At 72.3% G+C, this 24,367-nt stretch carries 27 protein-coding genes; 17 read left to right on the plus strand and 10 right to left on the minus strand.

Annotated elements, in window-relative coordinates:
• Window positions 1-20: 20 nt before the first annotated feature.
• Window positions 21-536, plus strand: a complete 516-nt coding sequence (gene ispF / locus FJQ56_RS06375; RefSeq protein WP_140008302.1) for a 2-C-methyl-D-erythritol 2,4-cyclodiphosphate synthase — start codon at window positions 21-23, stop codon at window positions 534-536.
• Here the strand turns inward: ispF and nirD are convergent, their stop codons facing one another.
• Entirely contained in the window at window positions 537-899 is a 363-nt protein-coding gene (gene nirD / locus FJQ56_RS06380) for a nitrite reductase small subunit NirD (protein WP_140008303.1), read from the minus strand.
• Between the two features lie 104 nt (window positions 900-1,003).
• On the opposite strand from nirD, the gene FJQ56_RS06385 reads away from it, so the two are divergent.
• On the plus strand, window positions 1,004-1,693 hold the full coding sequence (locus tag FJQ56_RS06385) for an IspD/TarI family cytidylyltransferase (protein ID WP_140008304.1): 690 nt from the start codon (window positions 1,004-1,006) through the stop codon (window positions 1,691-1,693).
• Here FJQ56_RS06385 and FJQ56_RS06390 read toward each other — a convergent pair.
• Entirely contained in the window at window positions 1,646-2,200 is a 555-nt protein-coding gene (locus FJQ56_RS06390) for a 2-C-methyl-D-erythritol 4-phosphate cytidylyltransferase (protein ID WP_140008305.1), read from the minus strand. The two genes, FJQ56_RS06385 and FJQ56_RS06390, sit on opposite strands and share 48 nt — an antisense overlap.
• An 81-nt stretch (window positions 2,201-2,281) precedes the next feature.
• Window positions 2,282-2,767, minus strand: a complete 486-nt coding sequence (locus FJQ56_RS06395; protein ID WP_140008306.1) for a CarD family transcriptional regulator — start codon at window positions 2,765-2,767, stop codon at window positions 2,282-2,284.
• Between the two features lie 186 nt (window positions 2,768-2,953).
• Here FJQ56_RS06395 and FJQ56_RS06400 point away from each other — a divergent pair, with 186 nt between their 5' ends.
• The 3 genes from FJQ56_RS06400 to FJQ56_RS06410 all read left to right on the plus strand — a co-directional run bounded on the left by FJQ56_RS06400 (window position 2,954) and on the right by FJQ56_RS06410 (window position 5,344).
• The gene (locus FJQ56_RS06400; protein ID WP_140008307.1) at window positions 2,954-3,850 is read left to right on the plus strand and encodes a UbiA family prenyltransferase; all 897 of its coding nucleotides are present in this window, start codon (window positions 2,954-2,956) and stop codon (window positions 3,848-3,850) included.
• Window positions 3,851-3,920: 70 nt separating this feature from the next.
• Window positions 3,921-4,607 (plus strand): copper chaperone PCu(A)C, encoded by a 687-nt coding sequence (locus FJQ56_RS06405; RefSeq protein WP_140008308.1) that lies wholly within the window; start codon window positions 3,921-3,923, stop codon window positions 4,605-4,607.
• The gene (locus tag FJQ56_RS06410; RefSeq protein WP_140008309.1) at window positions 4,604-5,344 is read left to right on the plus strand and encodes a phosphoglyceromutase; all 741 of its coding nucleotides are present in this window, start codon (window positions 4,604-4,606) and stop codon (window positions 5,342-5,344) included. Before FJQ56_RS06405 ends, FJQ56_RS06410 begins: the two co-directional genes overlap by 4 nt.
• Before the next feature lie 178 nt (window positions 5,345-5,522).
• Here the strand turns inward: FJQ56_RS06410 and FJQ56_RS06415 are convergent, their stop codons facing one another.
• Both FJQ56_RS06415 and phoU read right to left on the minus strand, forming a co-directional pair.
• Window positions 5,523-6,476 (minus strand): endonuclease domain-containing protein, encoded by a 954-nt coding sequence (locus FJQ56_RS06415; RefSeq protein WP_140008310.1) that lies wholly within the window; start codon window positions 6,474-6,476, stop codon window positions 5,523-5,525.
• Window positions 6,477-6,719: 243 nt separating this feature from the next.
• Window positions 6,720-7,379 carry a phosphate signaling complex protein PhoU gene (gene phoU, locus FJQ56_RS06420; protein ID WP_140008311.1) on the minus strand — a complete coding sequence of 220 codons (660 nt, stop codon included), beginning with the start codon at window positions 7,377-7,379 and terminating at the stop codon, window positions 6,720-6,722.
• A 121-nt stretch (window positions 7,380-7,500) separates the two neighbouring features.
• Here phoU and FJQ56_RS06425 point away from each other — a divergent pair, with 121 nt between their 5' ends.
• Both FJQ56_RS06425 and FJQ56_RS06430 read left to right on the plus strand, forming a co-directional pair.
• Window positions 7,501-8,682 carry a sensor histidine kinase gene (locus FJQ56_RS06425; protein ID WP_140008312.1) on the plus strand — a complete coding sequence of 394 codons (1,182 nt, stop codon included), beginning with the start codon at window positions 7,501-7,503 and terminating at the stop codon, window positions 8,680-8,682.
• Window positions 8,679-9,356 (plus strand): response regulator transcription factor, encoded by a 678-nt coding sequence (locus FJQ56_RS06430; protein WP_140008313.1) that lies wholly within the window; start codon window positions 8,679-8,681, stop codon window positions 9,354-9,356. Before FJQ56_RS06425 ends, FJQ56_RS06430 begins: the two co-directional genes overlap by 4 nt.
• Before the next feature lie 86 nt (window positions 9,357-9,442).
• Here the strand turns inward: FJQ56_RS06430 and FJQ56_RS06435 are convergent, their stop codons facing one another.
• On the minus strand, window positions 9,443-10,012 hold the full coding sequence (locus FJQ56_RS06435; protein WP_170215285.1) for a TIGR03086 family metal-binding protein: 570 nt from the start codon (window positions 10,010-10,012) through the stop codon (window positions 9,443-9,445).
• Window positions 10,013-10,093: 81 nt separating this feature from the next.
• Here FJQ56_RS06435 and FJQ56_RS06440 point away from each other — a divergent pair, with 81 nt between their 5' ends.
• The gene (locus FJQ56_RS06440; RefSeq protein ID WP_246084014.1) at window positions 10,094-11,056 is read left to right on the plus strand and encodes a DMT family transporter; all 963 of its coding nucleotides are present in this window, start codon (window positions 10,094-10,096) and stop codon (window positions 11,054-11,056) included.
• Window positions 11,057-11,073: 17 nt separating this feature from the next.
• Window positions 11,074-11,424 carry a DUF1304 domain-containing protein gene (locus tag FJQ56_RS06445; RefSeq protein ID WP_140008315.1) on the plus strand — a complete coding sequence of 117 codons (351 nt, stop codon included), beginning with the start codon at window positions 11,074-11,076 and terminating at the stop codon, window positions 11,422-11,424.
• Window positions 11,425-11,463: 39 nt separating this feature from the next.
• Here FJQ56_RS06445 and FJQ56_RS06450 read toward each other — a convergent pair whose 3' ends face one another.
• The 3 genes from FJQ56_RS06450 to FJQ56_RS06460 are packed head-to-tail and all read right to left on the minus strand — an operon-like array spanning window position 11,464 to window position 13,645.
• Entirely contained in the window at window positions 11,464-11,985 is a 522-nt protein-coding gene (locus FJQ56_RS06450; RefSeq protein ID WP_140008316.1) for a type III secretion system chaperone family protein, read from the minus strand.
• Entirely contained in the window at window positions 11,975-13,240 is a 1,266-nt protein-coding gene (gene mshA, locus FJQ56_RS06455) for a D-inositol-3-phosphate glycosyltransferase (protein ID WP_425464893.1), read from the minus strand. Before mshA ends, FJQ56_RS06450 begins: the two co-directional genes overlap by 11 nt.
• Window positions 13,241-13,270: 30 nt before the next feature.
• Window positions 13,271-13,645, minus strand: a complete 375-nt coding sequence (locus FJQ56_RS06460) for a hypothetical protein (RefSeq protein ID WP_140008318.1) — start codon at window positions 13,643-13,645, stop codon at window positions 13,271-13,273.
• Window positions 13,646-13,700: 55 nt separating this feature from the next.
• On the opposite strand from FJQ56_RS06460, the gene FJQ56_RS06465 reads away from it, so the two are divergent.
• The 8 genes from FJQ56_RS06465 to FJQ56_RS06500 all read left to right on the plus strand — a co-directional run bounded on the left by FJQ56_RS06465 (window position 13,701) and on the right by FJQ56_RS06500 (window position 23,623).
• Window positions 13,701-14,471 carry an SDR family NAD(P)-dependent oxidoreductase gene (locus tag FJQ56_RS06465; RefSeq protein ID WP_140008319.1) on the plus strand — a complete coding sequence of 257 codons (771 nt, stop codon included), beginning with the start codon at window positions 13,701-13,703 and terminating at the stop codon, window positions 14,469-14,471.
• Window positions 14,472-15,012: 541 nt separating this feature from the next.
• Window positions 15,013-15,702, plus strand: a complete 690-nt coding sequence (locus FJQ56_RS06470; protein WP_140008320.1) for an aspartate/glutamate racemase family protein — start codon at window positions 15,013-15,015, stop codon at window positions 15,700-15,702.
• A 274-nt stretch (window positions 15,703-15,976) separates the two neighbouring features.
• Entirely contained in the window at window positions 15,977-17,866 is a 1,890-nt protein-coding gene (gene typA, locus FJQ56_RS06475) for a translational GTPase TypA (RefSeq protein ID WP_140008321.1), read from the plus strand.
• A 5-nt stretch (window positions 17,867-17,871) separates the two neighbouring features.
• The gene (locus FJQ56_RS06480; RefSeq protein WP_140008322.1) at window positions 17,872-18,264 is read left to right on the plus strand and encodes a hypothetical protein; all 393 of its coding nucleotides are present in this window, start codon (window positions 17,872-17,874) and stop codon (window positions 18,262-18,264) included.
• Window positions 18,242-19,642 carry an MFS transporter gene (locus FJQ56_RS06485; protein WP_140008323.1) on the plus strand — a complete coding sequence of 467 codons (1,401 nt, stop codon included), beginning with the start codon at window positions 18,242-18,244 and terminating at the stop codon, window positions 19,640-19,642. The genes FJQ56_RS06480 and FJQ56_RS06485 overlap by 23 nt, the downstream gene beginning before the upstream one ends.
• Window positions 19,643-19,855: 213 nt before the next feature.
• A complete protein-coding gene (locus FJQ56_RS06490) occupies window positions 19,856-20,860 on the plus strand; it encodes a TIGR03617 family F420-dependent LLM class oxidoreductase (protein WP_140008324.1) in 1,005 nt (334 codons plus the stop codon).
• Between the two features lie 57 nt (window positions 20,861-20,917).
• Window positions 20,918-21,613, plus strand: coding sequence for a DsbA family oxidoreductase (locus FJQ56_RS06495; RefSeq protein WP_140008325.1), 696 nt, complete (start codon window positions 20,918-20,920; stop codon window positions 21,611-21,613).
• 411 nt (window positions 21,614-22,024) lie between these two features.
• Entirely contained in the window at window positions 22,025-23,623 is a 1,599-nt protein-coding gene (locus tag FJQ56_RS06500; protein WP_140008326.1) for a fatty acyl-CoA synthetase, read from the plus strand.
• Here the strand turns inward: FJQ56_RS06500 and FJQ56_RS06505 are convergent.
• The gene (locus FJQ56_RS06505; RefSeq protein ID WP_246084114.1) at window positions 23,608-24,186 is read right to left on the minus strand and encodes a TetR/AcrR family transcriptional regulator; all 579 of its coding nucleotides are present in this window, start codon (window positions 24,184-24,186) and stop codon (window positions 23,608-23,610) included. The genes FJQ56_RS06500 and FJQ56_RS06505 overlap by 16 nt on opposite strands.
• Between the last annotated feature and the right edge of the window lie 181 nt (window positions 24,187-24,367).

The raw sequence follows: 24,367 nt of genomic DNA on the forward strand, positions 1-24,367 counted from the left end.
GTCTCAGGCATGATCCTCAGGTGACCTCCCCGCCTCCGGGCCCGCCTCCGGGCCCGCCTCCCGGCCTGCCGCGGACCGGCATCGGCGTCGACGTGCACCGCTACGCCGACGGGGTGCCCATGCACCTGGCGGGGCTGTCGTTCCCCGACGAGACGCAGGGCCTCGAGGGCCACTCCGACGCCGACGTCGCGGCCCACGCGGCGTGCGACGCCCTGCTGTCGGCCGCCGGACTGGGCGACCTCGGCTCCAACTTCGGCACCGCCGAGCCGGAGTGGTCGGGCGCCTCCGGGGTCTCCCTGCTCACCGAGACCGCGCGGCGGGTCCGCGCCGCCGGGTTCGAGGTCGGCAACGTGGCGGTGCAGGTGGTCGCCGGCCGTCCCCGGCTCGGCTCACGCCGTACCGAGGCCGAGGCGGTGCTCTCGGCCGCGGTCGGCGCACCCGTCTCGGTCGCCGCCACCACCACCGACGGCCTGGGTCTCACCGGCCGCGGCGAGGGTGCCGCGGCGCTCGCCACCGCCCTGGTCTACCCGCGGTAGTCAGGCGGCGGCAGCCTTGCGGTGTCCGACCAGCACGACACCGTCGATGACCTTGACGGCGTACGCCGGGACCGCGACGTGGGCGTCCTCGAGGCAGCGGCCGGTGCGCAGGTCGAAGGCGTGCTTGTGGGCCGGGGAGGCGACGAAGGGGACGCCCTGGCGCACCCCGACGATGCCGCGGGCGATCATCGAGGCCTTGGCGAACGGGTCGTGGTTGCCCAGGGCGTAGACCGCGTCGTCCGCGGCGCGGAAGATCGCCACCGACTGCCCGTGCACGAGGGCGGCCACCCCGCGCTCGACCTCGAGGTCGGCGATCTTGCACACGGGCTGCCACTCCTCGCGGGACGGCGACCGAGGCGTCATGCCTGGGAACGTAGATCGGCGCTCGGCACGCACACGTTTCGCCGTGTTACAGCCGTGAAAATGATCGTCGCGGCGCCGGTCTCGACGCCTGGCAGACTCGCCTCGTGCCCGCCGCCGTCATCGTCCTCGCCGCCGGCTCCGGGACCCGCGTGGGCGCCGAGGTCAACAAGGTGCTGCTGCCGCTGGGCGGCGTCCCGCTGCTGGCCCGCTCGGTCCTGACCGCGCTCGCGGTCGGTGGGGTGACCCGCGTGCTCGTCGTGGTGCGCGACGGCGAGCAGGACGCGGTCGCCGCCGCGCTCGGCCCGCACCTGGGGGTCGCCGAGGTCGCGCTCGTGGTCGGAGGTGCGACGCGGCACGACTCCGAGTGGGCGGCCCTGCGCGTGCTGCGCGACGACGTGGCGTCGGGGGCGATCGACGTCGTCGCGATCCACGACGGGGCTCGCCCGCTGGCCACGACCGGTCTCTTCGACGCCGTGCTGGCCGCGGCCCGCGAGCACGGCGGCGCCATCCCGGTGGTGCCGGCGCCGACGCTGCTGGGGCCCGGTGGCGCCGTACCCGGCCTCGGTGCGGTGCAGACCCCGCAGGCCTTCGACGCCGAGCGGCTGCTCGCGGCCTACGCCGCGGCCGACGCCGACGGCTTCGCGGGCACCGACACCGCCGCCTGCCTGGAGCGCTACGCGCCCGACGTACGGATCGCGGCCGTGGCCAGCAGCCCGGTCAACCTCAAGGTCACCTGGCCGGACGACCTAGCCCTGGCCGAGGGCCTCGAGCAGCCGGACGTCGTCGGGTCCTGAGACCCGGGCGGCACTCGGCGGCGCGGTCACCGTCACCACGTCGTACGACGCCCTGAGCACGCCCACGAGCTCGGTGAGGTCGAGGGACGGCAGGCCGGGGAGCGCGGCGACCACAGCGGCCGGCAGGACGAGGGGCGAGCAGACGACGAGCAGGTCGTCGCGGTCGACGGTCGCGCCGACGTAGCCGTCGGCGACCCGCTTCACGGTGTCGGTGACCGGCCGGGTGCCGACGACCACGGCGCCGGTCTCGGCGCTGCGCGCGACGCATGCGGCGATGAACTCGGGCGGGGTCAGCGGGCACAGGCTGTCGTGCAGGACCAGCGGCGCCTCGGCCTCGACCAGGCCCTCCCACGGCACGGAGTCGTCGGCGATCGTCACCCCGGCCTCGCCCAGCCCCCAGGCCGCGGCGGCCACGAGGGACTCACCGTGCACGAGCAGGAACGGCAGCGAGCCGCGACCGTCGGTCAGGACCGTGCCGAGCACCGTGGGTTCGTCGTCGTCGTACATCGGTCCTGACCGTAGACGAGCCCCGGACGCACGACAGCCCCGGCCGGAGCCGGGGCTGTCGAGGTGGTCTGGGACCAGGGGTCAGGACGCGAGGACCTCGTCGAGGATGGTCTCGGCCTTGTCCTCGTTGGTGTGCTCGGCCAGGGCCAGCTCGGAGACGAGGATCTGGCGCGCCTTGGCCAGCATCCGCTTCTCGCCGGCGGACAGGCCACGGTCACGGTCACGACGCCACAGGTCGCGGACGACCTCGGCGACCTTCATGACGTCGCCGCTGTGCAGCTTCTCGAGGTTGGCCTTGTAGCGGCGCGACCAGTTGGTCGGCTCCTCGACGTGCTCGGCACGGATGACGTCGAACACACGGTCGAGGCCCTCCTTGTCGACGACGTCGCGGACGCCCACGAGGTCGAGGTTGCAGGCGGGCACGCGGACCACGAGGTCCTGCTGGGCGACGATCCGGAGCACCAGGTATTCGCGGTCCTCCCCCTTGATCGTGCGCATCTCGATGTCCTCGATGATGGCAGCCCCGTGATTGGGATAGACGACCGTTTCGCCGACGGTGAAAGTCATATGTGATTGACCCCTTCCTAGGCCTCCATCCTAGCACGGCTCAGGAACCTCTCAGACGACGTTTGTGCAGGTCAGAGGCCTAGAGCGACGCTTTGGGGACCTTGACAGAAGCCCGATCGTGTGGTGGCGAGGGGTTCTCGGGGTGGCGCGGGCGCCCCCGGGCCGCGGTGGTCGATACTGCTCGACATGGCCAAGGTGCAGGGCAGGAAGCGACGCGACCGTGCCGGGGATGAGCCCGCGGAGTCGTCGGTCGACGCCCCCGCGAGCGAGCCGACCACCCAGCGGGCCGGGCGGTCGGAGGGCCCGGCCGACGCCGACGTCGTACCGGCTCCGCGGCGGTTCGCGCCCGGCTCGACCACGGCGCGGCTGCGGCTCTCGGTCCTCGACTCGACGCCGGTGCTGCTGCTCCAGGCCACCCATCCGCGCCAGGCCCTGGCCACCGGGGCCGGACTGGCGGTGGTGGCGCTGGCCGCCGGCCGCGACCCGCGCGAGGCCGCCGTCGTGGCCGCCACCGCGGTGGTCGGGCAGGCCGTGCTCGGCTGGCACAACGACCTCGTCGACCGCGCCGTCGACGACCGCCACGACGTGCCGCACAAGCCGGTGGCCGACGGACGGCTCGACCCCGGCACGACGTGGTACGCCCTGGTGATCGCGCTGCTGCTGGTCGTCCCGCTCTCGATCTCGACCGGTGTCACCGCCGGTCTCTACTACCTCGCCGCGCTCGTGGTCGGCCTGTCCGGCAACGTCGCGCTGCGCCGGGGGCGGCTGTCATGGGTCAGCTGGGCGACGCAGTTCGCCCTCTACGCGCCGTACGTCGCCCTCGGCGGCTGGGGCGGCGACGCCCAGGGCGACCCGCCCGAGGTCGCGATGGTCGTGCTGTTCGCACTGCTCGGCGTCGGGGTGCACGTGCTGCGCGCGATCTGGGGCCTGGTCGCCGACGACGCGGAGGGGTGGAGCACGCTGCCGCTGGTGCTGGGGCGGCGCCTGGGCGCGGCCCGGCTGCTGGTGGTCACGGCGGCCTACCTCGGCGTCGTCGTGGCGGCGATGGTGGTCGTGGGCGCGACCGTCGGGCTGCGCCAGTGAGCGGGCCGGGGGCGACCCCCACTAGTCTTGGCCACGCTCGTCCCCGTCTCGTCCTTGCGAAGGTCACACCATGCAGCTGCGGCGCCTCCGGTCCCACCGACTGACCCTCCTCGCTGCCGGGGCGCTGCTTGCGTCCACGCTGCTCAGCGGGTGCGGGTTCGGCTACCAGACCAACCGGATCAACACGATCAGTGCCGGCACCAACGACCGCGCGGGCACCGTCGACGTGCTCGGGGCGGTCGTCATCGCCGGCCAGGACGATGTCGGGCTGTTCGTCGCGACGCTGGTCAACAAGGACCTCCAGAACCCGATCTCTCTCGAGGGCATCGAGGAGAGCGACCGGGTCCAGCCCGAGGGCACCGAGAAGCCCCTCGAGATCGCCCCCAACGGCCGGGTCAGCCTGTTCCAGACCGGCGGCCTGGCCATCGATGGCACCTTCAAGGCCGGCCAGTTCGTGCCCGTGACGCTGACCTTCTCCAACGGCCAGGCCACCACCGTCAACGTGTCGGTCGTGCCCCCGTGCCACCAGTACTCCCTCGACAAGCTGACCGAGCTGACGCTCCCGACCGGCACCCCCACCCTCGACCCCGGCACCGGGACCGAGAGCGCGGAGCCGTCGGAGGACACGAGCTCGGAGTCGACCGAGGAGCCGTCCGAGGGGGCGTCCGAGGGCGCCGAGGAGGACACCGACGCCTACTCGTGCACGGCGCTCCCGGCTGTCGAGCACGGCGGCGGCGAGGGAGAGGGCACCGAATGAGCACCCTGGTCCTGCTCCGCCACGGCGAGAGCGAGTGGAACGCCAAGAACCTGTTCACCGGCTGGGTCGACGTCGACCTGACCGAGGCCGGCCGCGAGCAGGCCGTCGCCGGCGGCCGGCTGCTCGCCGAGGCCGGGCTGCTGCCCGACGTCCTCCACACCTCGCTGCAGCGCCGTGCGATCACGACCGCCCACCTCGCCCTCGACGCCTGCGACCGGCACTGGATCCCCGTACGCCGCTCCTGGCGCCTCAACGAGCGCCACTACGGCGCCCTGCAGGGCAAGGACAAGAAGCAGGTCCGCGACGAGTTCGGCGAGGAGCAGTTCATGCTCTGGCGCCGTTCCTTCGACGTGCCTCCCCCGCCGCTGGCCGACGACGACCGCTACAGCCCGGTCCGTCTCCCGCAATACTCCGGCTTGGGCGACGACCTCCCCCGCAGCGAGTGCCTCAAGGACGTCATCGGCCGTCTGCTCCCCTACTGGGAGTCCGACGTCGCCGCCGACCTGCGCGCGGGCGGCATCGTCCTCGTCGCGGCCCACGGCAACAGCCTGCGCGCGATCGTCAAGCACCTCGACGGCATCAGCGACGACGACATCGCCGGCCTCAACATCCCCACCGGGCAGCCGCTGGTCTACGACCTCGACGACGACCTCGCCCCGGTCACCCCCGGCGGTCGCTACCTCGACCCGGTCGCCGCCGCGGCTGCGGCCGAGGCCGTGGCCAAGCAGGGTCACTGACCCAGGCTGGCGGGTGGGTCGTCCGTCCGCTCGCTGACTCGTGCAATCGAACGAGTTGGTGGGTGATCGGGTTGCTCGCGGCGCCTAACTCGCGCAATTGAACGAGTCAGTGGCCTGATCGAGCCCCCAGCGGCACCCGACCCGTTCAATTGCACGAGTCGTTGACCCACCGCCAGAGTCAGGCGGCGAAGAAGTCCCGCCAGCGGTCGTCGATCTCGGGTACGTCGGACGCACCGCGCAGGACCAGCTGTCGGCGGATCCGGTGCAACGTCTTCTCCGGTGTCCGGTAGACGCCTCGGGCCGTGACCACGATGATCCGGTAGCCCTCGTCGTCGAACTCCTCGCGACGCTCGATGTCGTTCTCCCGGTTCTGGGGTTGAGCGTGATGCAGGCCGTCGTACTCGATGATCAGCTTGAGCGACGGGTAGCAGAGGTCGAAGCGTCGTCGCCAGGTGCCGTCGTCGTGGTGGATCCTGAAGTTCACGACCGGCTTGGGAAGGCCGGCCAGCACGATCAGCATGCGCAGGCGGGTCTCCATCGGGGAGTCGACTCCCTCACGCACGAACGACGCGGCGTTCAGGGCGAGCTTGGCGTAGTAGTCCGTGCTGCCCGCGCACGCTCGGACGAGCGCGGACGGACCGATGCCGTACTGCTTCACGAGAGCGTCGCCCAGCACGACCATGTCGACGAGGCCGAGCAGCCCGGCGCAGTCGATGAACGTCTCGATCGGGTCCGTGGTCCGGATGCCGTTGCGCTCGATCACGCGCTGGATCCGGTCGGTGACGTGCGGCTTGATCTGGGCTCGGAACCGACGGTCCTTCGCCTTCGTGACGGTGACGTGGACGAACGGCGGATCGGGCACCGGCAGACCGAGGACGATCGCTGCGGAGACGAAGCTCGCGTACGCCGAGGCCGGATGGATGAGCAGTGCCGCGCGGATGAGGGTGAACCTGTCGATCGCGACCTTGCGGACCCAGACCCACGGCATGACGCGGGTGTACTCCGGCTCGTGCAGCGTCCCGGGATTGAGCCCGGAGGCCCGGAAGCCTGCTCGGGTGAAGGGCCGGTCGACGTCGACCGGCTCCACGTCGTCGTCCGGGGAGCCGGGGCTGCTCCTGATGTCGTCGCTCATGGCAAGCCAGGCTGCCCCGAAACGCCGGGCCGCGCTCTCGTCATCCACAGGCCCCCGCGGTGGGTCCTGTGGGTCCCGTCGACAACCCGTTCAATTGAACGAGTTAGTGGCCCCGATCAGCCGATCCGACGGCCCGACCCGTTCGATCGAACGAGTTGGTCACGCCCAGCCAACTCGTTCGATTGCGCGAGTTCGCCCGCCTCAACCCCCCGCAGTCGGTCAGGGGGTCAGTCGGTCAGTGGGTCAGTGGCTGGAGACGGCGTGCGGGCTCTCGCCCGTGACGACGAAGACGACCCGGTTGGCGACCGAGACCGCGTGGTCGGCGATGCGCTCGTAGTAGCGGCCGAGCAGGGCGATGTCGACGGCGGCCTCGACGCCGTGGCCCCAGTCGTCGGAGAGCAGCTCGGCGAAGCTGGTCCGGCGCAGCTGGTCCATCTCCTCGTCGTCGCGGCCCAGGACGATGGCGGCCTCGACGTCGCGGTCGGTGATGATCTGGGCGACGCGGCGGACCATGTCCTCGGCGACGGCGGCCATCCGCTCGATGGTGGGGCGCGCGTCCTCGGGCACGGCGATCTCGGGCACGCGCAGTCGCGCGATCTTCGCGACGTGGACCGACAGGTCGCCCATCCGCTCCAGCTCGCTGACCATCCGCAGGGCCGCGACCACGGTGCGCAGGTCGCCGGCGACGGGCTGCTGCAGCGACAGGATGTCGAAGGCGGCGTCCTCGACCCGCTCGCGAGCCCGGTCGATGTCGACGTCGGCGCTGATCACCCGCTCTGCGGTGAGGACGTCGCCGGTCATCAGGGCCAGCGTGGCCTGGGCCACGGCGGACTCGACCTGGCGGCAGATGGCGGCGAGGTCGTCGAAGACGGCCTGGAGCTGTTCGAGGAACTGATCGCGCATGGGTCCGAGGGTAGGCGGACGCCGGGCCCGGCCGTGCGCGGTGTGGTGAACGGGGGATGAACAGCCGGAAGTCACACGCGCGTGGAGAAGATCACAGGGCCGATCGCCGTACGATCACAGCGTGGATCCGACGACGCAGGCGTTCCTCGCCGCGGTGATCGGGGCCGTCGTGGCCGGCGGCGCCGTGCTGGCGTGGCACATCAGCGACGGCCAGCAGCACCACCGGCAGCCGACCGACGAGCCCGCGGTGCCGGCCGCGGTCGCCGCGGTCCTCTCGGTGCTGCGCAGCAGCGCCGTCATCGTCGACGACTCCGACGTCGTGCTCAAGGCCTCCGCGCCGGCGTACGCCATGGGGTTGGTCCGGGGCACCTCGCTGGTGACGCGCGAGCTGGCCACGCTGGTCAGCGAGGTACGCCGTGACGGCCAGATCCGCGAGACCGAGCTGGTGATGCCGCGCGAGCAGGCGCCAGCGCGGCACGTCACGGTCCGGGTCGCGCCGCTCGGCTCGCGCCTCGTGCTCGCCCTCGTCGAGGACCGCACCCGCGAGCGCCGCGTCGAGTCCGTACGACGTGACTTCGTCGCCAACGTCAGCCACGAGCTCAAGACGCCGGTGGGCGCGATCCGGCTGCTGGCCGAGGCGGTCCACGAGGCAGCCGACGACCCCGAGGCCGTCCACCGGTTCTCCGACCGGATGCTGCTCGAGAGCGACCGGCTGACCGTGCTGGTCCAGCAGGTCATCGAGCTCTCGCGGCTGCAGGGCGACGAGCCGCTCGACACGCCGTTGCCGATGTCGCTCGACGAGGTCATCGGCCTGGCCGTCGACACCAGCGCGATCGATGCGGCCGCCAAGGGGATCTCGGTGGTGACCGGGGGCGAGCGTGGCCTGAAGGTCCTCGGCAACGAGGAGCAGGTCACCACCGCGGTTGCCAACCTCGTCGCCAACGCCGTGCACTACTCCGACCCCGACTCCACGGTCCTGGTCACCAGCCGCGTCGAGGACGACTACGTCGCCGTCAGCGTCGTCGACCAGGGCATCGGCATCCCCCGCGTCGAGATCGACCGCATCTTCGAGCGCTTCTACCGCGTCGACCCCGCCCGGCACCGCTCCACCGGCGGCACCGGCCTCGGGCTCTCGATCGTCAAGCACGTCGCCGCGACCCACGGGGGCGAGGTGAAGGTGTGGTCCGAGGAGGGCCAGGGCTCGACGTTCACCCTCACCCTCCCCCGCGCGGAGGCCTCGGCCCATGCCGACTCAGGCGAGACGCAGTCGGCGTCCGCCCCCACACCGAAGGACCTGACATGACCCGCGTACTCGTGGTCGAGGACGAAGAGAGCTACAGCGAGGCACTCGCCTACATGCTGCGCAAGGAGGGCTTCGAGGTCGCGATCGCGGCCGACGGCAACACGGCCCTGACCGAGTTCGACCGCAACGGCGCCGACATCGTGCTGCTCGACCTGATGCTCCCCGGCATCCCCGGCACCGAGGTCTGCCGCACCATCCGCCAGACCTCCAACGTCCCCGTGATCATGGTCAGCGCCAAGGACGACGAGGTCGACAAGGTCGTCGGGCTCGAGCTGGGCGCCGACGACTACGTCACCAAGCCCTACTCCCCGCGCGAGCTCGTCGCCCGGATCCGCGCGGTGCTGCGCCGCGGCCAGGACCCCGACCTCCTCCCCGACACCCTCGAGGCCGGCCCGGTACGCATGGACGTCGAGCGTCACGTCGTCACCGTCGACGGCCACGAGCAGCGCCTGCCGCTCAAGGAGTTCGAGCTGCTCGAGATGTTCCTGCGCAACCCCGGCCGGGTCCTGACCCGCGGCCAGCTCATCGACCGGGTCTGGGGCTCCGACTACGTCGGCGACACCAAGACCCTCGACGTCCACGTCAAGCGGCTGCGCGCCAAGCTCGAGCCCGACCCGGGCGAGCCCAAGTACCTCGTCACCGTCCGCGGCCTGGGCTACAAGCTCGACCTCTGACCCTCCCCACGCTGACCCGTCGCCCATGGGCGACGGGTCAGCGTGATTTTCGCGGTGACCCGTCCTCCATGGGCGACGGGTCAGCGTCAGGTACGGCGGCCGAGACGGGCGGCGACCCGCTCCAGGGCGGACGCGCCGGGGGCGGCCTCGACGGGCGTGCCGAGGGCGGTGCTGTCGGGGCGGGAGACCGCGAGCCCCGCGCGCAGGCGGTCGGCGGCCTCGACCAGCGGCAGGAGGTCCGCCTCGGCGCCCAGGTCGGGGGCGACGCCGAGGGCCTGCCCGAGGTCCCAGCCGTGCACGACCGCCTCGAGCACCCGGATCTCGGCGACGACCGCCGGTGCCACCGGGCCCAGCGGCGAGGGCACGGGCACGTCGGGCGGGGCGGCGGCCAGGGCCGCGCGCAGGCCGGCGGCAGCGGCGGCGTACGCCTCGGGGAGGGCGGCGGTGTCGAGGCGGCGGACCTCCGCGTCGATCGCCGCCAGGTCGTACGCCGTCCCGCCCAGCGCGGTGGTGAACGCGCGCTCGGCCGTGACCAGGTGGCGGGCCAGGTCGGCGACCGACCACCCCTCGCACGGAGTCGGAGCCGACCACCGGCCCGCGTCGACCCCGCCCAGCAGCCTCACCACACCGGCCTGTGCCCGCTCGAGAACCTCCATGCCAGCATCGTGGCAGCAATCGCCGCAACGACGTCCGATATCCGCTGGGCCCGGTGTCATCGCCGTCCGTAGGGTTCAGTCGTGACACACACGCAGGACGCACCGTCCCCCGAGACCTCGGGCACCCCCAGCGCCACCACGCCCCGCACCGCCACGGTCCCGGCCTGGCTGCCGGTGGTCGCGGTGGCGGTGACGCTCGTGCTGTGGGCCTCGGCGTTCGTCGCGATCCGCCATCTGGGCGGCGACTTCTCTGCGGGACCCCTCTCCTTAGGCCGGCTTCTGGCCGGGTCGCTCGTCCTCGGCCTCGTGGTCGCCGCCGGCCGTCGTCTCCCCCGCCCGACCGGCCGGCAGTGGGTCACCCTGGTGACGATCGGCGTGCTGTGGTTCGGCGTCTACAACGTCGCGCTCAACGAGGGCGAGCAGCGCGTCGACGCCGGCACGGCCGCGATGCTCATCCAGGTCTCGCCGGTGCTGATCGCGGTGCTGGCGGCGATCTTCCTGTCCGAGCGGTTCACGACCCAGCTGGCCGCCGGCCTCGCGCTGGCGTTCGCCGGGGTCGCGGTGATCGGGTTCGCGGGCTCGCCCGACGGCGATCGCGACCTGGTCGGGATCGGGCTGTGCCTGGTCTCGGCGATCGTCTACTCCGTCAGCCTGGTCCTGCAGAAGCCGCTCGTCGCCCGGCTCTCGGCCCTCCACGTCACCTGGCTGGCCTGCACCATCGGCGCCGTCGCGTGCCTGCCGTACGCCGGAAGCCTGGTCTCCGAGCTCGGCGACGCCCCCGCCTCGTCGATCTGGTGGCTGGCCTACCTGGGGGTCTTCCCGACCGCGATCGCCTTCACCACCTACGCGTTCGCCCTGCAGCACATGACGGCCTCGAGCCTGGGCGTGACGACCTACATCGTGCCGGTGCTCGCGATCGTGATGAGCTTCGTCTTCCTCGACGAGGTGCCGCCGGGCCCGGCCTACCTCGGCGGTGCGCTCGCGCTCGTCGGCGTCGCGGTCGCCCGGCGTACGGCGCGGACGCGCCCCACACCCCCGACGTAGGTGCCACACTCTCCCGCATGAGCATCGTGGCGGGAGTCCTGATCGGCGTCGTGGCGGCCCTGCACGTGTTCTTCCTCGTGCTCGAGATGTTCCTGTGGACCAAGCCGCTGGGGCGGCGCGTCTTCAACAACGACGTCGAGTTCGCCCGCGCCACCGCGACGTTGGCCGCCAACCAGGGCCTCTACAACGGGTTCCTGGCCGCCGGCCTGGGCTGGGGCCTGGTCTCAGGCGAGCTCGACATCCGCCTGTTCTTCCTGGGCTGCGTCGTGGTCGCCGGCCTGTACGGCGCCGCGACCGTGTCGCCGCGGATCCTCTACGTCCAGGCCGTGCCGGCCGTGCTCGCCGGGGTCGCCGCGCTGCTGGTCTGAGCCACGTCGTCCCGACGGGCTCGGCCACGGGCGGGTCGGTTAGGAGCTGCTGGGGTCCACGTCCTGCTCGAGCCATCCGCGGAACGCCTCGAGGTTGGCGGTCGACTCACCCCGCAGCTTGCGCCACTCCCACTCCTTGCGGATGGAGGAGGCGAAGCCGAGCTCGAGGATCTGGTTGAACGACTCGTCGGCCATCGCGAGCACGGCGCCGAGGATCTGGTCGAGGTCGTCGGGGGTCACCACGGCCAGCGGCAGCCGGGCGTCGAGGTAGATGTCGCCGAGCCGGTCGATCGCGAAGGAGACGGCGTAGGTGCGCAGGTTCTTCTGCAGCAGCCAGCGGTAGACCGCCTCGTGGTTCTCGTCGGGGGCGCGGCACACGAAGGCGTGCACGGCGAGGTGGTGCGTGCCGACGTCGAGGCGTACGGCGGTCTGCAGCTTCTTCTCCCCCGGCAGCGCGAACCCGAAGACACCGGCCTCGGGACCGCCCGGCTCCTCGGCCTCGAGGTCGTTGGCGGCGAGGTAGTCGCGGACGACGGCGATGACGGCGAGGTCAGCTGGCATTGAGCGACTGTCGCATGAGGGACCGGGCCCGCCGGTACACCCCCAGCGTCTGGTCGGCGGTCGCGTCCCAGGAGAACTCCTGTGCCTGCGCCACGGCACCGGCCGCGAGCCGGGCGCGTACGTCGTCGTCGCAGGCCACCCGGCGCAGCGCCGCGGCCCACGCCTCGGGGTCGTGGCCGGGGACGAGCAGGCCGCTGCGGCCGTCGCGCACGACGGTGGTGAGGCCGCCGACCGCGGCGGCGACGACGGGGGTGCCACAGGCCTGGGCCTCGACGGCCACCAGGCCGAAGGACTCGTTGTAGGACGGCACGGCGACCAGCGTGGCGGCGGCGTACCAGCGGGCCAGCTCGGCCTGGGTCACCGGCGGCACGAAGCGGACGACGTCGGCGATGCCCAGCTCGACGGCAAGGGCGGCGAGCGCGGACGGCCGGTCGAGACCGGTGCCGGACGGCCCGCCGACCACGGGCACCACCAGGCGCGCGCGCAGGCCCGGGTCGCGCTCGAGCAGCACCGCGACGGCCCGCAGCAGCACGTCGGGCGCCTTGAGGGGCTGGATCCGGCCGGCGAACATCAGCACGACCGCGTCGTGCGGCAGGCCGAGTGCCGCGCGGGCCACGGTCACGTCGGTGGGCCGGAACACGTCGAGGTCGACGCCGGGATGGACCACCTCGACCCGTCCGGGGTCGGCGTCGTAGAGGTCGATCAGCTGCTCGGCCTCGAGGTCGGTGTTGGCGACGAGCACGTCGGCGGCCTCGACGACCTGCTCCTCGCCGATCACCCGCGCGGCGGGCTCGGGGCTGTCACCGGCGGCCAGCGCGTCGTTCTTGACCTTGGCCATCGTGTGCATGCTGTGCACCAGCGGCACGCCCCACCGGTCACGGGCCAGGGCCCCGACCTGGCCGGAGAGCCAGTAGTGGGAGTGCACGGCGTCGTAGTGACCGACCGGCTGCGCCGCCTCGGTGCGCAGCACCTCGCGCGCGAACACGCAGAGCTGGCCGGGCAGCTCGTGCTTGGTCAGGCCCTCGAACGGGCCGGCGGTGATGTGGCGCACGCTGACCCCGTCGGCCAGGGGTACGACGGCTGCGTGCGACGAGCTGGTGGCGCGGGTGAACACGTCGACCTCGACCCCACGGGCGGCCAGGCGGCGGGCCAGCTCGACGACGTAGACGTTCATGCCCCCGGCGTCGCCGGTGCCGGGCTGGTCGAGGGGTGAGGTGTGCAGGCTGATCATCGCCAGTCGACGCACGTCACCCACGACAGCTCCCATGTCCGGGGCAACCACGACTCAGGACCGGTGATTCCCGCGGTGGGCCACGTCGCCCTGGTCCGGGTCCGGCGCGCGGGGCGGCCGCAGCACCGCGACGGCCACGCAGAGGGTCGCGAGCCCACCGACGACGGCCTCGACGTCGCGGTCGGGTGCGGACTCGCGCGCGGCCTCGAGGACCGCCCACCCGAGGGCCACCGAGCCCGAGCCGGTCACCAGGGTGAGCCACCACGCCCTCGCCAGCCGGGCACCGGCGACCGCCGCGGCGAGCCCGACCAGGAGCAGCCCGGCCCAGGTGAGGGCGTCGGCGTCGACGAACAGGTGGGCGACCAGCGCCACGCCGCCGAGCAGGGCGGCACCCAACGCGATGATCCGCACGCCAGCCTCCCCTGCCATCTCGTGGCGCCATCCCCGACGACGGGTCAGTCTGCCAGCCAGGGATGATGCGGGCATGACTCGCCCGACCTCGCCCACCGCCGTCGTCACCGGTGCCAGCAGCGGCATCGGCGCGGCCACCGCCCGCACGCTCGCCGGCCTCGGTTTCCACGTCGTCTGTGCCGCCCGTCGTACGGATCGTGTGGAGGCACTCGCCGCCGAGATCGGCGGCACCGCGGTCACCTGCGACGTCACCGACGCCGCGTCGGTCGCCGCGCTCGCCGAGGCCGTCGACGGCGTCAGCGGGACGCTCGACGTGCTGGTCAACAACGCCGGCGGCGCGTTCGGCGCCTCGCCCGTGGCCCAGGCCGACGCCGACGAGTGGCGCCGGATGTACGACGTCAACGTGATCGGCCTGATGCAGGTCACCCGCGCCCTGTTGCCGGCCCTGCTGCGCGCCGCGGACGGCGCCGGCATCATCTGCAACGTCGGCTCCACGGCCGGCCGGATCGCCTACGAGGGCGGCGCCGGCTACACCGCCGCCAAGCACGGCACCCAGGTCGTCTCCGAGACGCTGCGCCTGGAGCTGTGGGACCAGCCGATCCGCATCACCGAGGTCGCACCCGGCATGGTCCGCACCGACGAGTTCGCGCTGGTGCGCTTCGACGGCGACGCCGACAAGGCAGCCTCGGTGTACGCCGGGGTCGCCGAGCCGCTGGTCGCCGAGGACGTCGCCGACGCCATCGGCTGGGTCGTCACCCGTCCCCGGCACGTCAACGTCGACGAGCTGGTGATCCGCCCGCGCGCCCAGGCCGCGCAGCACAAGGTCCACCGCGTCACCGACTGACCTCGCGCCGGCCCCCGTGTCGTGGCGACGGCTGTCGTGAGGCCGTGGTGCCCGGTCACCGTGACGGGCCGGATCGAAACGTGACCCCGGGTGCGTCACCTGTGGCCACACCGGAACCGCACACTGACCCAGGGTGCGACACCTGTGGCGGCACCGGAACCGCACACTGACCCAGGGTGCGCCACCCGTGGCGGCACCGGAATCGACAACTGACCCAGGGTGGGTCACTTGGCGCTTCCGACCCTCTCCAGAACCGACGCAGGGTGGGTCACTTCGCGTTTCCGACCCTCTCCAGAACCGACGCGGGGTGGGTCACGTCGCCCACGGGCGGCCGCGCGTCAGCTCAGGTCGCCGGGGTCGGTGAGCTGTAGGTCGACGTCGTAGACCTACGGGCGGCCCGTCACGCCGACGTCCACGCCGTGATGACCTCGTCGGCGCAGGTCGACATCGACCACCTCACCACCGACACCCACCAGGCGTCCGGACCCCGCCATCTGGGCGGCCCGGAACCGGCCACGCGGCGTACGGCAGAATCCGCCTCATGCAGACGATCGGACTCATCGGCGGCATGAGCTGGGAGTCCAGCGCCGTCTACTACCAGGCTCTCAACCGAGGCGTGCAGCAACGGTACGGCGGGTTGTCGTCGGCCAAGACGGTGCTCGCGTCGGTCGACCTGGCCGAGGTCACGGCCCTGCAGGAGCAGGGCAAGTGGGACGAGGTCGGCGACATCCTGGCCGCGGCCGGACGGTCGGTCGAGGCCGCGGGTGCCGACTTCCTGCTGCTGGCGACCACCACCTTCCACCGCGTGGCCGACCAGGTGACCGACGCCGTCTCGATCCCGGTGCTCCACCTCGCCGACGTGATCGCCGAGGCCGTGAAGGCCCGGGGCCTCGACTCGGTGGGGTTCATCGCCCCGTCGTTCGCGATGTCGCACGACTTCTTCACCGCGCGGATCGCCTCGCACGGCATCGCCGTCCACGTGCCCGACGCCGCCCACCACGAGGCCGTCAACCGGATCGTCTACGACGAGCTCGTGCACGGCAAGGTGCTCAACGCCTCGCGCCGCATCATCGTCGGCCTGGTCGACGAGCTCTGGGACGCCGGCGCCAAGGGCCTGGTCCTCGGCACCACCGAGCTCGAGCTGCTGGTCAAGCAGGCCGACGTCGAGCTGCCGCTCTTCCCGGCCACGACGCTGCACGTCGACGCCGCGCTCGCGCGCGCCCTGGGCTGACCCGCCCCCACGGTGATCGGGCCGACGGGCCGGCTACGGCCCGGCGAGTCGAGATCCCGCAGCTGCAGGTCGAGTCGGGGCGCGCCGGCTGCGGGCGTCTCGACTCGCGGTGACTGCGTCCCCGCGGCTCGACGACCGTGACGTGGCACCGCCTGTGTCGCGGTCGTCACTCCCGACGAATCGCGGGGCGACCGGCCCCGCAACTAGACTCGCCAAGGCCCTCTCGACACCCGGGCTCGCACGCTTCTCCCGACCGACAGGACGTCGTACTGCTATGCCCACCACCCGCGCCGATCTCCGCAACGTCGCCATCGTGGCTCACGTCGACCACGGCAAGACCACGCTCGTCGACGCCATGCTCCGCCAGGCCGGTGCGTTCACCGCCCACCAGGCCGAGAGCGTCGCCGAGCGCGTCATGGACTCCGGCGACCTCGAGCGCGAGAAGGGCATCACGATCCTCGCCAAGAACACGGCGGTCCACTACGAGGGTCCGGCCGGCGGGGGCATGCCGATGGTCATCAACATCATCGACACCCCCGGTCACGCCGACTTCGGTGGCGAGGTCGAGCGCGGCCTGTCCATGGTCGACGGCATCGTGCTCCTCGTCGACGCCTCCGAGGGCCCGCTGCCCCAGACGCGGTTCGTGCTGCGCAAGGCGCTCAACGCCGACATGCCGGTGATCCTGGTCGTCAACAAGACCGACCGTGGCGACGCCCGCATCTCCGAGGTCGTCGACGAGACCTACGAGCTCTTCATGGACCTGCTCGACGACTCGCACAGCCAGGACGCGCTCGACTTCCCGGTCGTCTACGCCTCCGGTCGCGCCGGCATCGCCAGCCTGGTCAAGCCCGAGAACGCCACGATGCCCGAGGGCGACAACCTCGAGCCGCTGTTCAAGACGATCCTCGACACCATCCCCGCGCCGGTCTACGAGGAGGGCGCGCCCCTCCAGGCCCACGTCACCAACCTCGACGCCTCGCCGTTCCTCGGTCGGCTCGCGCTCGTGCGCGTCCACCAGGGCACCCTCAAGAAGGGTCAGACCGTCGCGTGGATGCGGCGCGACGGCGAGGTCAAGAACGTCAAGATCACCGAGCTCCTCATCACCGAGGGCCTCGAGCGCAAGCCCGGCGAGTCCGCCGGCCCCGGCGACATCGTCGCCATCGCCGGCATCCCCGACATCACCATCGGCGAGACCCTCGCCGACGTCGACAACCCGGTCGCGCTGCCGCTCATCCACGTCGACGAGCCGGCCATCTCGATGACCATCGGCACCAACACCTCGCCGCTGGTCGGTCGCACCAAGGGCGGCAAGGTCACCGCCCGCCTGGTCAAGGACCGCCTCGACTCCGAGCTCATCGGCAACGTCTCGCTCCGCATCCTGCCCACCGAGCGTCCCGACGCCTGGGAGGTGCAGGGCCGCGGCGAGCTGGCGCTGGCCATCCTCGTCGAGCAGATGCGTCGCGAGGGCTTCGAGCTCACCGTCGGCAAGCCGCAGGTCGTCACCAAGGAGATCGACGGCAAGCTGCACGAGCCCTACGAGCGCTTGACGATCGACGCCCCCGAGGAGTACCTCGGCACGATCACCGAGCTGCTCGCCGCCCGCAAGGGCCGGATGGAGGGCATGACCAACCACGGCACCGGCTGGGTCCGCATGGAGTTCCTGGTCCCGGCCCGTGGCCTGATCGGCTTCCGCACCCAGTTCCTCACCGACACCCGCGGCACCGGCATCGCGCACGGCATCTCCGAGGGCTACGAGCCGTGGGCCGGCGAGATCCGCTCGCGCAACAACGGCTCGCTGGTGGCCGACCGCAAGGGTGCCGCCACGGCGTACGCCATGACGTCGCTGCAGGAGCGCGGCGTGATGTTCCTCGAGCCGACCACCGAGGTCTACGAGGGCATGATCGTCGGCGAGAACTCCCGCGCCGACGACATGGACGTCAACATCACCAAGGAGAAGCAGCAGACCAACATCCGGTCCGCCACCTCCGACAACTTCGAGAAGCTGATCCCGGCGCGCAAGCTGTCGCTGGAGCAGAGCCTCGAGTTCTGCCGCGACGACGAGTGCGTCGAGGTCACCCCCGACGCCGTCCGCATCCGCAAGGTCGTCCTCGACGCCAACGAGCGCGCCAAGACCGCCAGCCGCGCACGCAAGGGCTCCAAGTAGTCCAGGTGGACGACGGGACCATCGGCTTCAGCTACGACGACCAGCTCACCACGCTGCTCGTCCAGGCTGTGGTGTGGCTGGTCGTCGTGGTGGCCTGCGCGGTCGCCGTACGCCGCCCGTGGGCCTGGTTCGGCCTGGCGGGCGGTGTCGTGGGCCTCGCCGTCGCGGTCACCCTGACGGTCGACGCCCTGCAGGTCCGCTCCGCCCTGAAGCAGGAGGACGGCCTCGGCGCCCACGTCTTCGACACCGAGCACGTCGACTACCCGGGCTTCCTGCTCGACCACGACATCGACGGTCTGCTCAACCTGGGCCAGACGGGCAGCCTGGCCCTGCTGGCGGCGGCCTTCGTCGTCGGCGCGGTGACGTCGCGACGTCGTGACCGCGCCACCGCTGCCTGAGCGGGCCGGTCGACGCGACCGCGCGCGACTGACGACGCTCGCGCTGCTCACCACCGTCACCGCGGTCGTCAGCAGCCTGGGGGCGCCACTGGTGCCCAGCATCGCCGAGCAGTACGACGTCTCGGTCACCTCTGCACAGTGGGCACTCACGGCGACGCTGCTCGCCGGTGCGGTCGCGACGCCGGTGCTGGGCCGCCTCGGCAGCGGTCGGCGGCGCCGTCCGACCGTACTGGTCACCATCGTCGTGGTGCTGCTCGGCTCGATCCTCGCGGCGCTGCCGCTGGGCTACGGCCCGCTGGTCGCCGGGCGCGCACTGCAGGGGCTCGCCCTGGGCCTGGTGCCGCTCGCCCTGGCCATCGCGCGCGACGCCTACTCCGGCGTCCAGCAGGTCCGGGTCCTGGCGCTGCTGTCGGTCACGTCGGTGGCCGGCGCGGGGCTGGGCTACCCGATCACCTCGCTCGTGGCGGCGTACGCCGGGTTGCACGGGGCCTACGTGTTCGGGGCCGTGCTGGTCGCACTCACGCTGCTGCGCGCGCTGCGGCACGTCCCGGCCGACCTCGACATCCCCGCCCAGCCCGTCGACCTCGTCGGCGCCGCGACCCTCACCACCGGCACCCTGAGCCTGCTGCTGGCGGTCAGCCAGGGTGGCGTGTGGGGCTGGGCCTCCCCCACCACGCTGACGGTCGCCGCGATCGGCGTCGTGGCGATGGCGGTGTGGGCCCGCTGGTCGCTGCGGGTCGCACACCCCCTCGTCGACCTGCGCCTGGCCGCCCGCCCGGGCGTCGTCGGACCGCACCTGGTCGCCCTCGTGCTGGGCATCGGCATGTACGGCCTGCTCAGCCTCGCCGTCGTCATCGTCCGCGCCGGGGGTCCCGACAGCGCGACCGGGTTCGGGCTCGACCTCGGCGTGGGCGTCGCCGGCCTGGTGCTCGTCCCCTACTCGGCGGCCAGCGTGGCCGGCGCCCAGGTCGCGCGCTGGGTCGACCGCCGGTGGGGCGACCGGCTGCTGCTGCCGCTGGGCTGCTCGTCGTTCGCCGCCTCGCTCGCCCTGCTGGCCTGGCACCACGACCACCTCTGGCAGCTGCTCCTCGCGATGGCCGTCGGCGGGCTCGGGAGCGGTTTCTCGTTCTCCTCGCTGGCCGGCCTGATCGTCCCGCACGTGCCGTCGGCCGAGACCGGCAGCGCGATGGCGTTCAACCAGCTGCTGCGCTACCTCGGCTTCGCCACCGGGTCGGCGGTCAGCGTCGTCCTCGTCGAGGTGTACGGCGGGGGGTCGTCGGGCCTGCTGCACGCGCTGCTCACCCTCGCCGGGCTGTGCCTGGTCACCGCGGTCGTCTCGAGCGGTCGCACCCCACGTCGGTCGAGGAGGTTGCGCTAGCAACAGTCTCGAGACCACCGCCCCACGTCGGTCGAGGAGGTTGCGCTAGCAACCGTCTCGAGACCACCGCAGCCGACGCACCCAGGCCTCCCCCTGCGGTTGTGTGGTCTCGAGACGGGCGTGGCCGCCCTCCTCGACCACCGTGTGGCCGCCTCCTCGACCACCTCCCTAAGACGGCTCCTACCGAGCGCCGCGCCGCAGTAGGGTCCGGTCATGCTGCTCGACGTCCAGCTCGACGCCCGTCCCGACGGTGTCGCTGCTCGCGCGCGCGAGCTGGTCGGCGCCGGGGTCGACGGACTGTTCACCTTCGAGGGGCCGCACGACGTGTTCCTCCCGCTCGCCGTGGCGTCGCAGGCGGTCCAGACCGACCTGATGACCAACGTCGCGATCGCGATGCCGCGCTCGCCGATGCACCTCGCCAACGCCGCCTGGGACCTCCAGCTCATGTCCGGCGGGCGGTTCCGGCTCGGGCTCGGTTCCCAGATCAAGGTCCACGTCGAGAAGCGGTACGGCGCCACCTGGTCACCCCCGGCCGCCCGGATGCGCGAGATCGTGCTGGCGGTCAAGGCCATCCTCACCGCCTGGCAGGACGGCACCCGCCTCGACTTCGTCGGCGAGCACACCCGGCACACCCTGATGCCGCCGACGTTCGTGCCCGGCCCGAACCCGTTCGGCCCACCGCCGGTCCTGCTCGGCGCGCTCGGCCCGTTGATGACGCGCACGGCCGCCGAGGTCGCCGACGGCCTGCTGGTGATGCCGTTCCACACCCACCGCCACGTGCGACAGCGCACGCTGGCCGCGGTGTCCGAGGGGCTCGCCCTGGCCGGGCGCCGCGAGGTCGCGATCTATCCGCAGGCCATCGTCGCGATGGGCCGCACCCCCGACGAGCAGGCGGCCGCGGACGCCGGCGTACGGGGCCTGCTCGCGTTCTACGGCTCCACCCCGGCGTACCGGCCCGTCCTGGACGTCGAGGGCTGGGGCGACCTCCAGCCACAGCTCAACGCCCTGTCCAAGGCGGGCGACCTCGCCGCGATGTTCGCGCTCGTCACCGACGAGATGCTCTCCACGCTCGCCGTACGCGGCACGCCGCAGGACTGCGCCGCCGAGCTCGGCCGCCGCTTCGGCGACCTGTCCGAGCGGGTCTGCTGCTACTTCCCCGGGTACGACGCCCCGCTCGAGTCGATCGGGGCGCTGCGGGCGGCCCTCGCCGCGGTCTGACCCCGACATCGACCGAGGGGTCGGGAACACCAGCGCTGCCACTGCCGTTCACCACTCGTGCGTATCGAGATCTGGTCAGACGTCGTGTGTCCCTGGTGCTACATCGGCAAGCGCCGACTCGAGGAGGCGCTCGCGGGCTTCGAGCACCGCGACGAGGTGGAGATCGAGTGGCGCTCCTTCCAACTCGACCCGTCCGCCCCGACGGAGCCGACCGAGAACGTGAGCGCGATGCTCGCCCGCAAGTACGGCGGCGCCGAGCGCGTGGCGCAGATGCAGGGCCAGATGCTGCAGGTCGCGGCCGAGGCCGGTCTCGACTTCAGCAAGCACGCGGAGAGCCTGCACCTCAACACCGTCGACGCCCACCGGCTCCTCCACTCCGTCGGCGAGCGCCGCGCCGAGCTGAAGGAGGCCCTGCTGCACGCCTACTTCGTCGAGGCCCGCAACCTCGCCGACCATGACGTGCTCGTCGACGTCGCGACGTCCATCGGCCTCGACGCCGACGAGGCGAGAGCAGTGCTCTCCTCCGACGCCCATGCTGAAGCGGTGGCCGCGGATGCCGCGCAGGCACAGGCCTACGGCGCCACCGGCGTCCCGTTCTTCGTCTTCGACGCCAAGTACGGCGTCAGTGGCGCCCAGCCCGTCGAGGCCTTCACCCAGGTCCTCGAGCGCGCCTGGGCCGACCGCCCCGTCGTCCAGCTCGTCACCGCCGGCGAGGCCGCCCCCGGGTGCGACGGCGACGAGTGCGCGATCTGACCTGAGGCATCCCTACGGCGGTTGAGGTGCGAGCGAAGCGAGCCTCCTGCGGTGGTTGAGGTGCGAGCGAAGCGAGCCTCGAAACCACCGCAACAACAACGCGAGTCGACCCCTCCCTGCGGAGGTCTCGAGGCTCGTCGCTAGCGCTCCTCGCACCTCGACCGACGTCAGGGCGGTGGTTGAGGTGCGAGCGAAGCGAGCCTCGAAACCACCGCAACAACAACGCGAGTCGACCCCTCCCTGCGGAGGTCTCGAGGCTCGTCGCTAGCGCTCCTCGCACCTCGACCGACGTCAGGGCGGTGGTTGAGGTGCGAGCGAAGCGAGCCTCGAAACCTCCGCAACAACAACGCGGGTCGACGTGACCCTGCGGGGGTCTCGAGGCTCGACCGACGTGGTGCGTAGGTTCGGGGCATGACGACCGTCACGCCCGAGATCGCGACCGCCCGCCAGCACGCCCTGGGTGACCTGCCCCGCCGTACGGCGCAGCGGTTCCCCGACAAGCCGGCGATCATCGACGGTGCGACGTCGCTGACGTTCGCCGAGCTCGACGCCGTCGTCGACCGGGCCGGGGCGGCGATCTCCGCGGCCGGGCTGGTCAAGGGCGACACGCTCGCGCTGCTGTCCCACAACTGCTGGCAGTTCGCGGTGCTCGACTTCGCGACGGCGCGGGTGGGCGTGGTGCTGGTGCCGGTCAACTTCATGCTCGGGGCCGACGAGATCGCCTACATCCTCGAGCACAGCGAGGCCCGGGCGTTCGTCGTCGAGGACGCCCTGGTCGAGGTGGCCGAGCGAGCACTGGCCGGGCTCGACGTGCCGGTGCGGGCCGTCGTACGGCGGCAGGGCGACGACGAGGTTCGCGACGGGTGGGTCGACGCGCAGACCTGGTTCGAGCACGAGGGCGCTCCCCCGGCGGTGCTCGTCGGCGACGACGACCCCGTCCGGCTGATGTACACCTCCGGCACCGAGTCGCGGCCCAAGGGAGCGCTGCTCAGCAGCCGGGCGTTGATGTGGCAGTACGCCAGCGCCGCGCTCGACGGTGACTACCGGCCCGACGACGTCGAGCTGCACACGCTGCCGCTCTACCACTGCGCGCAGCTCGACGTGTTCCTCGGCCCGGACGTCTGGCTCGGCACCACCTCGGTCCTCCTGCCCGGCCCCGACCCGGCTGCCGTGCTGGCGGCGATCGCGGAGCACCGGGTGACGAAGTTCTTCGCCCCGCCGACGGTGTGGATCGGGCTGCTGCGCAGCCCCGGCTTCGACGACGCCGACCTGTCCTCGCTCGAGAAGGGCTACTACGGCGCCTCGCCAATGCCGGTCGAGGTCCTCAAGGAGATCCAGCAGCGGCTGCCCGCCGTCCGGCTGTGGAACTTCTACGGCCAGACCGAGATGGCCCCGCTCGCGACCGCGCTCGGCCCCGACGAGCAGCTCTCGTACGCCGGGTCGGCCGGCCGTGCATCGCTCAACGTCGAGACCCGGATCGTCGACCCCGAGGGTGGCTCGGTCGAGCCGCTGCCGCCCGGTGAGGTCGGCGAGATCGTGCACCGTTCACCGCACGCGACGTTGGGCTACTACAAGGACGAGGCGAAGACCGCCGAGGCCTTCGCCCACGGCTGGTTCCACTCCGGCGACCTGGGCTACCTCGACGACGGCGGGCGCCTCTACGTCGTGGACCGCAAGAAGGACATGATCAAGACCGGCGGTGAGAACGTCGCCAGCCGCGAGGTCGAGGAGGCCGTCTACACGATGCCCACCGTCGCGGAGGTCGCCGTCTTCGGCGTCAGCCACCCGCGCTGGGTCGAGGCCGTCGTGGCCGTCGTGGTGCCCAAGGCAGGCGAGTCCATCTCGCCGGACGAGGTGATCGCCCACTCCCGCTCGGTCCTGGCCGGTTACAAGACCCCCAAGTACGTCGTCGTGGTCGACGAGCTCCCCAAGAACCCCAGCGGCAAGATCCTCAAGCGCCAGCTGCGCGACGACCACGCCGACCTCGCCGCCCGCTACGCCGAGTCCTGACCGCCTAGGCTGGCGCCGGTCGGCACCAGCGCCTCGACCGCCAGATGCCAGGCCACGAGGGCCTGGTCACCGGGAAACGGCTGCCCGACGGAGCAGACCCGGTCACGCAGCCCCACCGCCGTGGCGTGCAGGGCATCGACGACCGCGTCCGCGAGACGTCGTCCGGCCCTCTCCTCCAGCGCGCGGCGCAGCAGTGCACGCTCCTGCTCCAGGACGTCGGCCACCCGGAACGACAGGACCGGGTCGGTGCGCCCGAGGTCCGAGGCCGTCAGCCACACGCAGGCATCGGCCACCTCCTCCGCCGTCGACGGCACCAGCCCGGCCGGGCCTCGGTCATAGACGGCCCGCCGCACCTCGCGCAGCCAACGGTCGCCGATCTCGCTGACCAGGAGTCCCCAGAGACGGGCCCGGTTGTCCCAGCGATGGGTCAGCGCGGGCCCGGTCACGTTCAGCTCGTGGGCGATGGCCCGCACGCTGAGGCCACCGGCGCCCCTGGTCGCCAGGAGGTGGACCGCCGCGTCGCAGGCGCGCCCCAGGTCGCTCATGTCACCCCGGCCGTCCATCACGTGACCCATCCTGGCCCGGTGGGCGCCGGTCCCGCGCGCGTCGTCCACAGGCCCCGCCAGCGGGCGATCGTCGGCCCGTCCGGACCGGGTGCCTTTCCGCATTCACTCACCGGTTAGTGAACTCGAAATCCGCCACCGACTCCGAGCCGTGCAGCTCGGGCCGCGGCGCACGATCGCG

The sequence above is a fragment of the Nocardioides plantarum genome, from assembly GCF_006346395.1.
Lineage (GTDB): Bacteria > Actinomycetota > Actinomycetes > Propionibacteriales > Nocardioidaceae > Nocardioides > Nocardioides plantarum.

Excerpts from the sequence above, each read along its gene's own strand:
- nirD (WP_140008303.1), bottom strand. The coding sequence starts at position 899 with ATGACGCCTCGGTCGCCGTCCCGCGAGGAGTGGCAGCCCGTGTGCAAG.
- FJQ56_RS06390 (WP_140008305.1), bottom strand. The coding sequence starts at position 2,200 with ATGTACGACGACGACGAACCCACGGTGCTCGGCACGGTCCTGACCGAC.
- FJQ56_RS06395 (WP_140008306.1), bottom strand. The coding sequence starts at position 2,767 with ATGACTTTCACCGTCGGCGAAACGGTCGTCTATCCCAATCACGGGGCT.
- FJQ56_RS06400 (WP_140008307.1), top strand. The coding sequence starts at position 2,954 with ATGGCCAAGGTGCAGGGCAGGAAGCGACGCGACCGTGCCGGGGATGAG.
- FJQ56_RS06405 (WP_140008308.1), top strand. The coding sequence starts at position 3,921 with ATGCAGCTGCGGCGCCTCCGGTCCCACCGACTGACCCTCCTCGCTGCC.
- FJQ56_RS06410 (WP_140008309.1), top strand. The coding sequence starts at position 4,604 with ATGAGCACCCTGGTCCTGCTCCGCCACGGCGAGAGCGAGTGGAACGCC.
- FJQ56_RS06415 (WP_140008310.1), bottom strand. The coding sequence starts at position 6,476 with ATGAGCGACGACATCAGGAGCAGCCCCGGCTCCCCGGACGACGACGTG.
- phoU (WP_140008311.1), bottom strand. The coding sequence starts at position 7,379 with ATGCGCGATCAGTTCCTCGAACAGCTCCAGGCCGTCTTCGACGACCTC.
- FJQ56_RS06430 (WP_140008313.1), top strand. The coding sequence starts at position 8,679 with ATGACCCGCGTACTCGTGGTCGAGGACGAAGAGAGCTACAGCGAGGCA.
- FJQ56_RS06435 (WP_170215285.1), bottom strand. The coding sequence starts at position 10,012 with ATGGAGGTTCTCGAGCGGGCACAGGCCGGTGTGGTGAGGCTGCTGGGC.
- FJQ56_RS06445 (WP_140008315.1), top strand. The coding sequence starts at position 11,074 with ATGAGCATCGTGGCGGGAGTCCTGATCGGCGTCGTGGCGGCCCTGCAC.
- FJQ56_RS06450 (WP_140008316.1), bottom strand. The coding sequence starts at position 11,985 with ATGCCAGCTGACCTCGCCGTCATCGCCGTCGTCCGCGACTACCTCGCC.
- FJQ56_RS06460 (WP_140008318.1), bottom strand. The coding sequence starts at position 13,645 with ATGGCAGGGGAGGCTGGCGTGCGGATCATCGCGTTGGGTGCCGCCCTG.
- FJQ56_RS06465 (WP_140008319.1), top strand. The coding sequence starts at position 13,701 with ATGACTCGCCCGACCTCGCCCACCGCCGTCGTCACCGGTGCCAGCAGC.
- FJQ56_RS06470 (WP_140008320.1), top strand. The coding sequence starts at position 15,013 with ATGCAGACGATCGGACTCATCGGCGGCATGAGCTGGGAGTCCAGCGCC.
- typA (WP_140008321.1), top strand. The coding sequence starts at position 15,977 with ATGCCCACCACCCGCGCCGATCTCCGCAACGTCGCCATCGTGGCTCAC.
- FJQ56_RS06490 (WP_140008324.1), top strand. The coding sequence starts at position 19,856 with ATGCTGCTCGACGTCCAGCTCGACGCCCGTCCCGACGGTGTCGCTGCT.
- FJQ56_RS06500 (WP_140008326.1), top strand. The coding sequence starts at position 22,025 with ATGACGACCGTCACGCCCGAGATCGCGACCGCCCGCCAGCACGCCCTG.
- FJQ56_RS06505 (WP_246084114.1), bottom strand. The coding sequence starts at position 24,186 with ATGGACGGCCGGGGTGACATGAGCGACCTGGGGCGCGCCTGCGACGCG.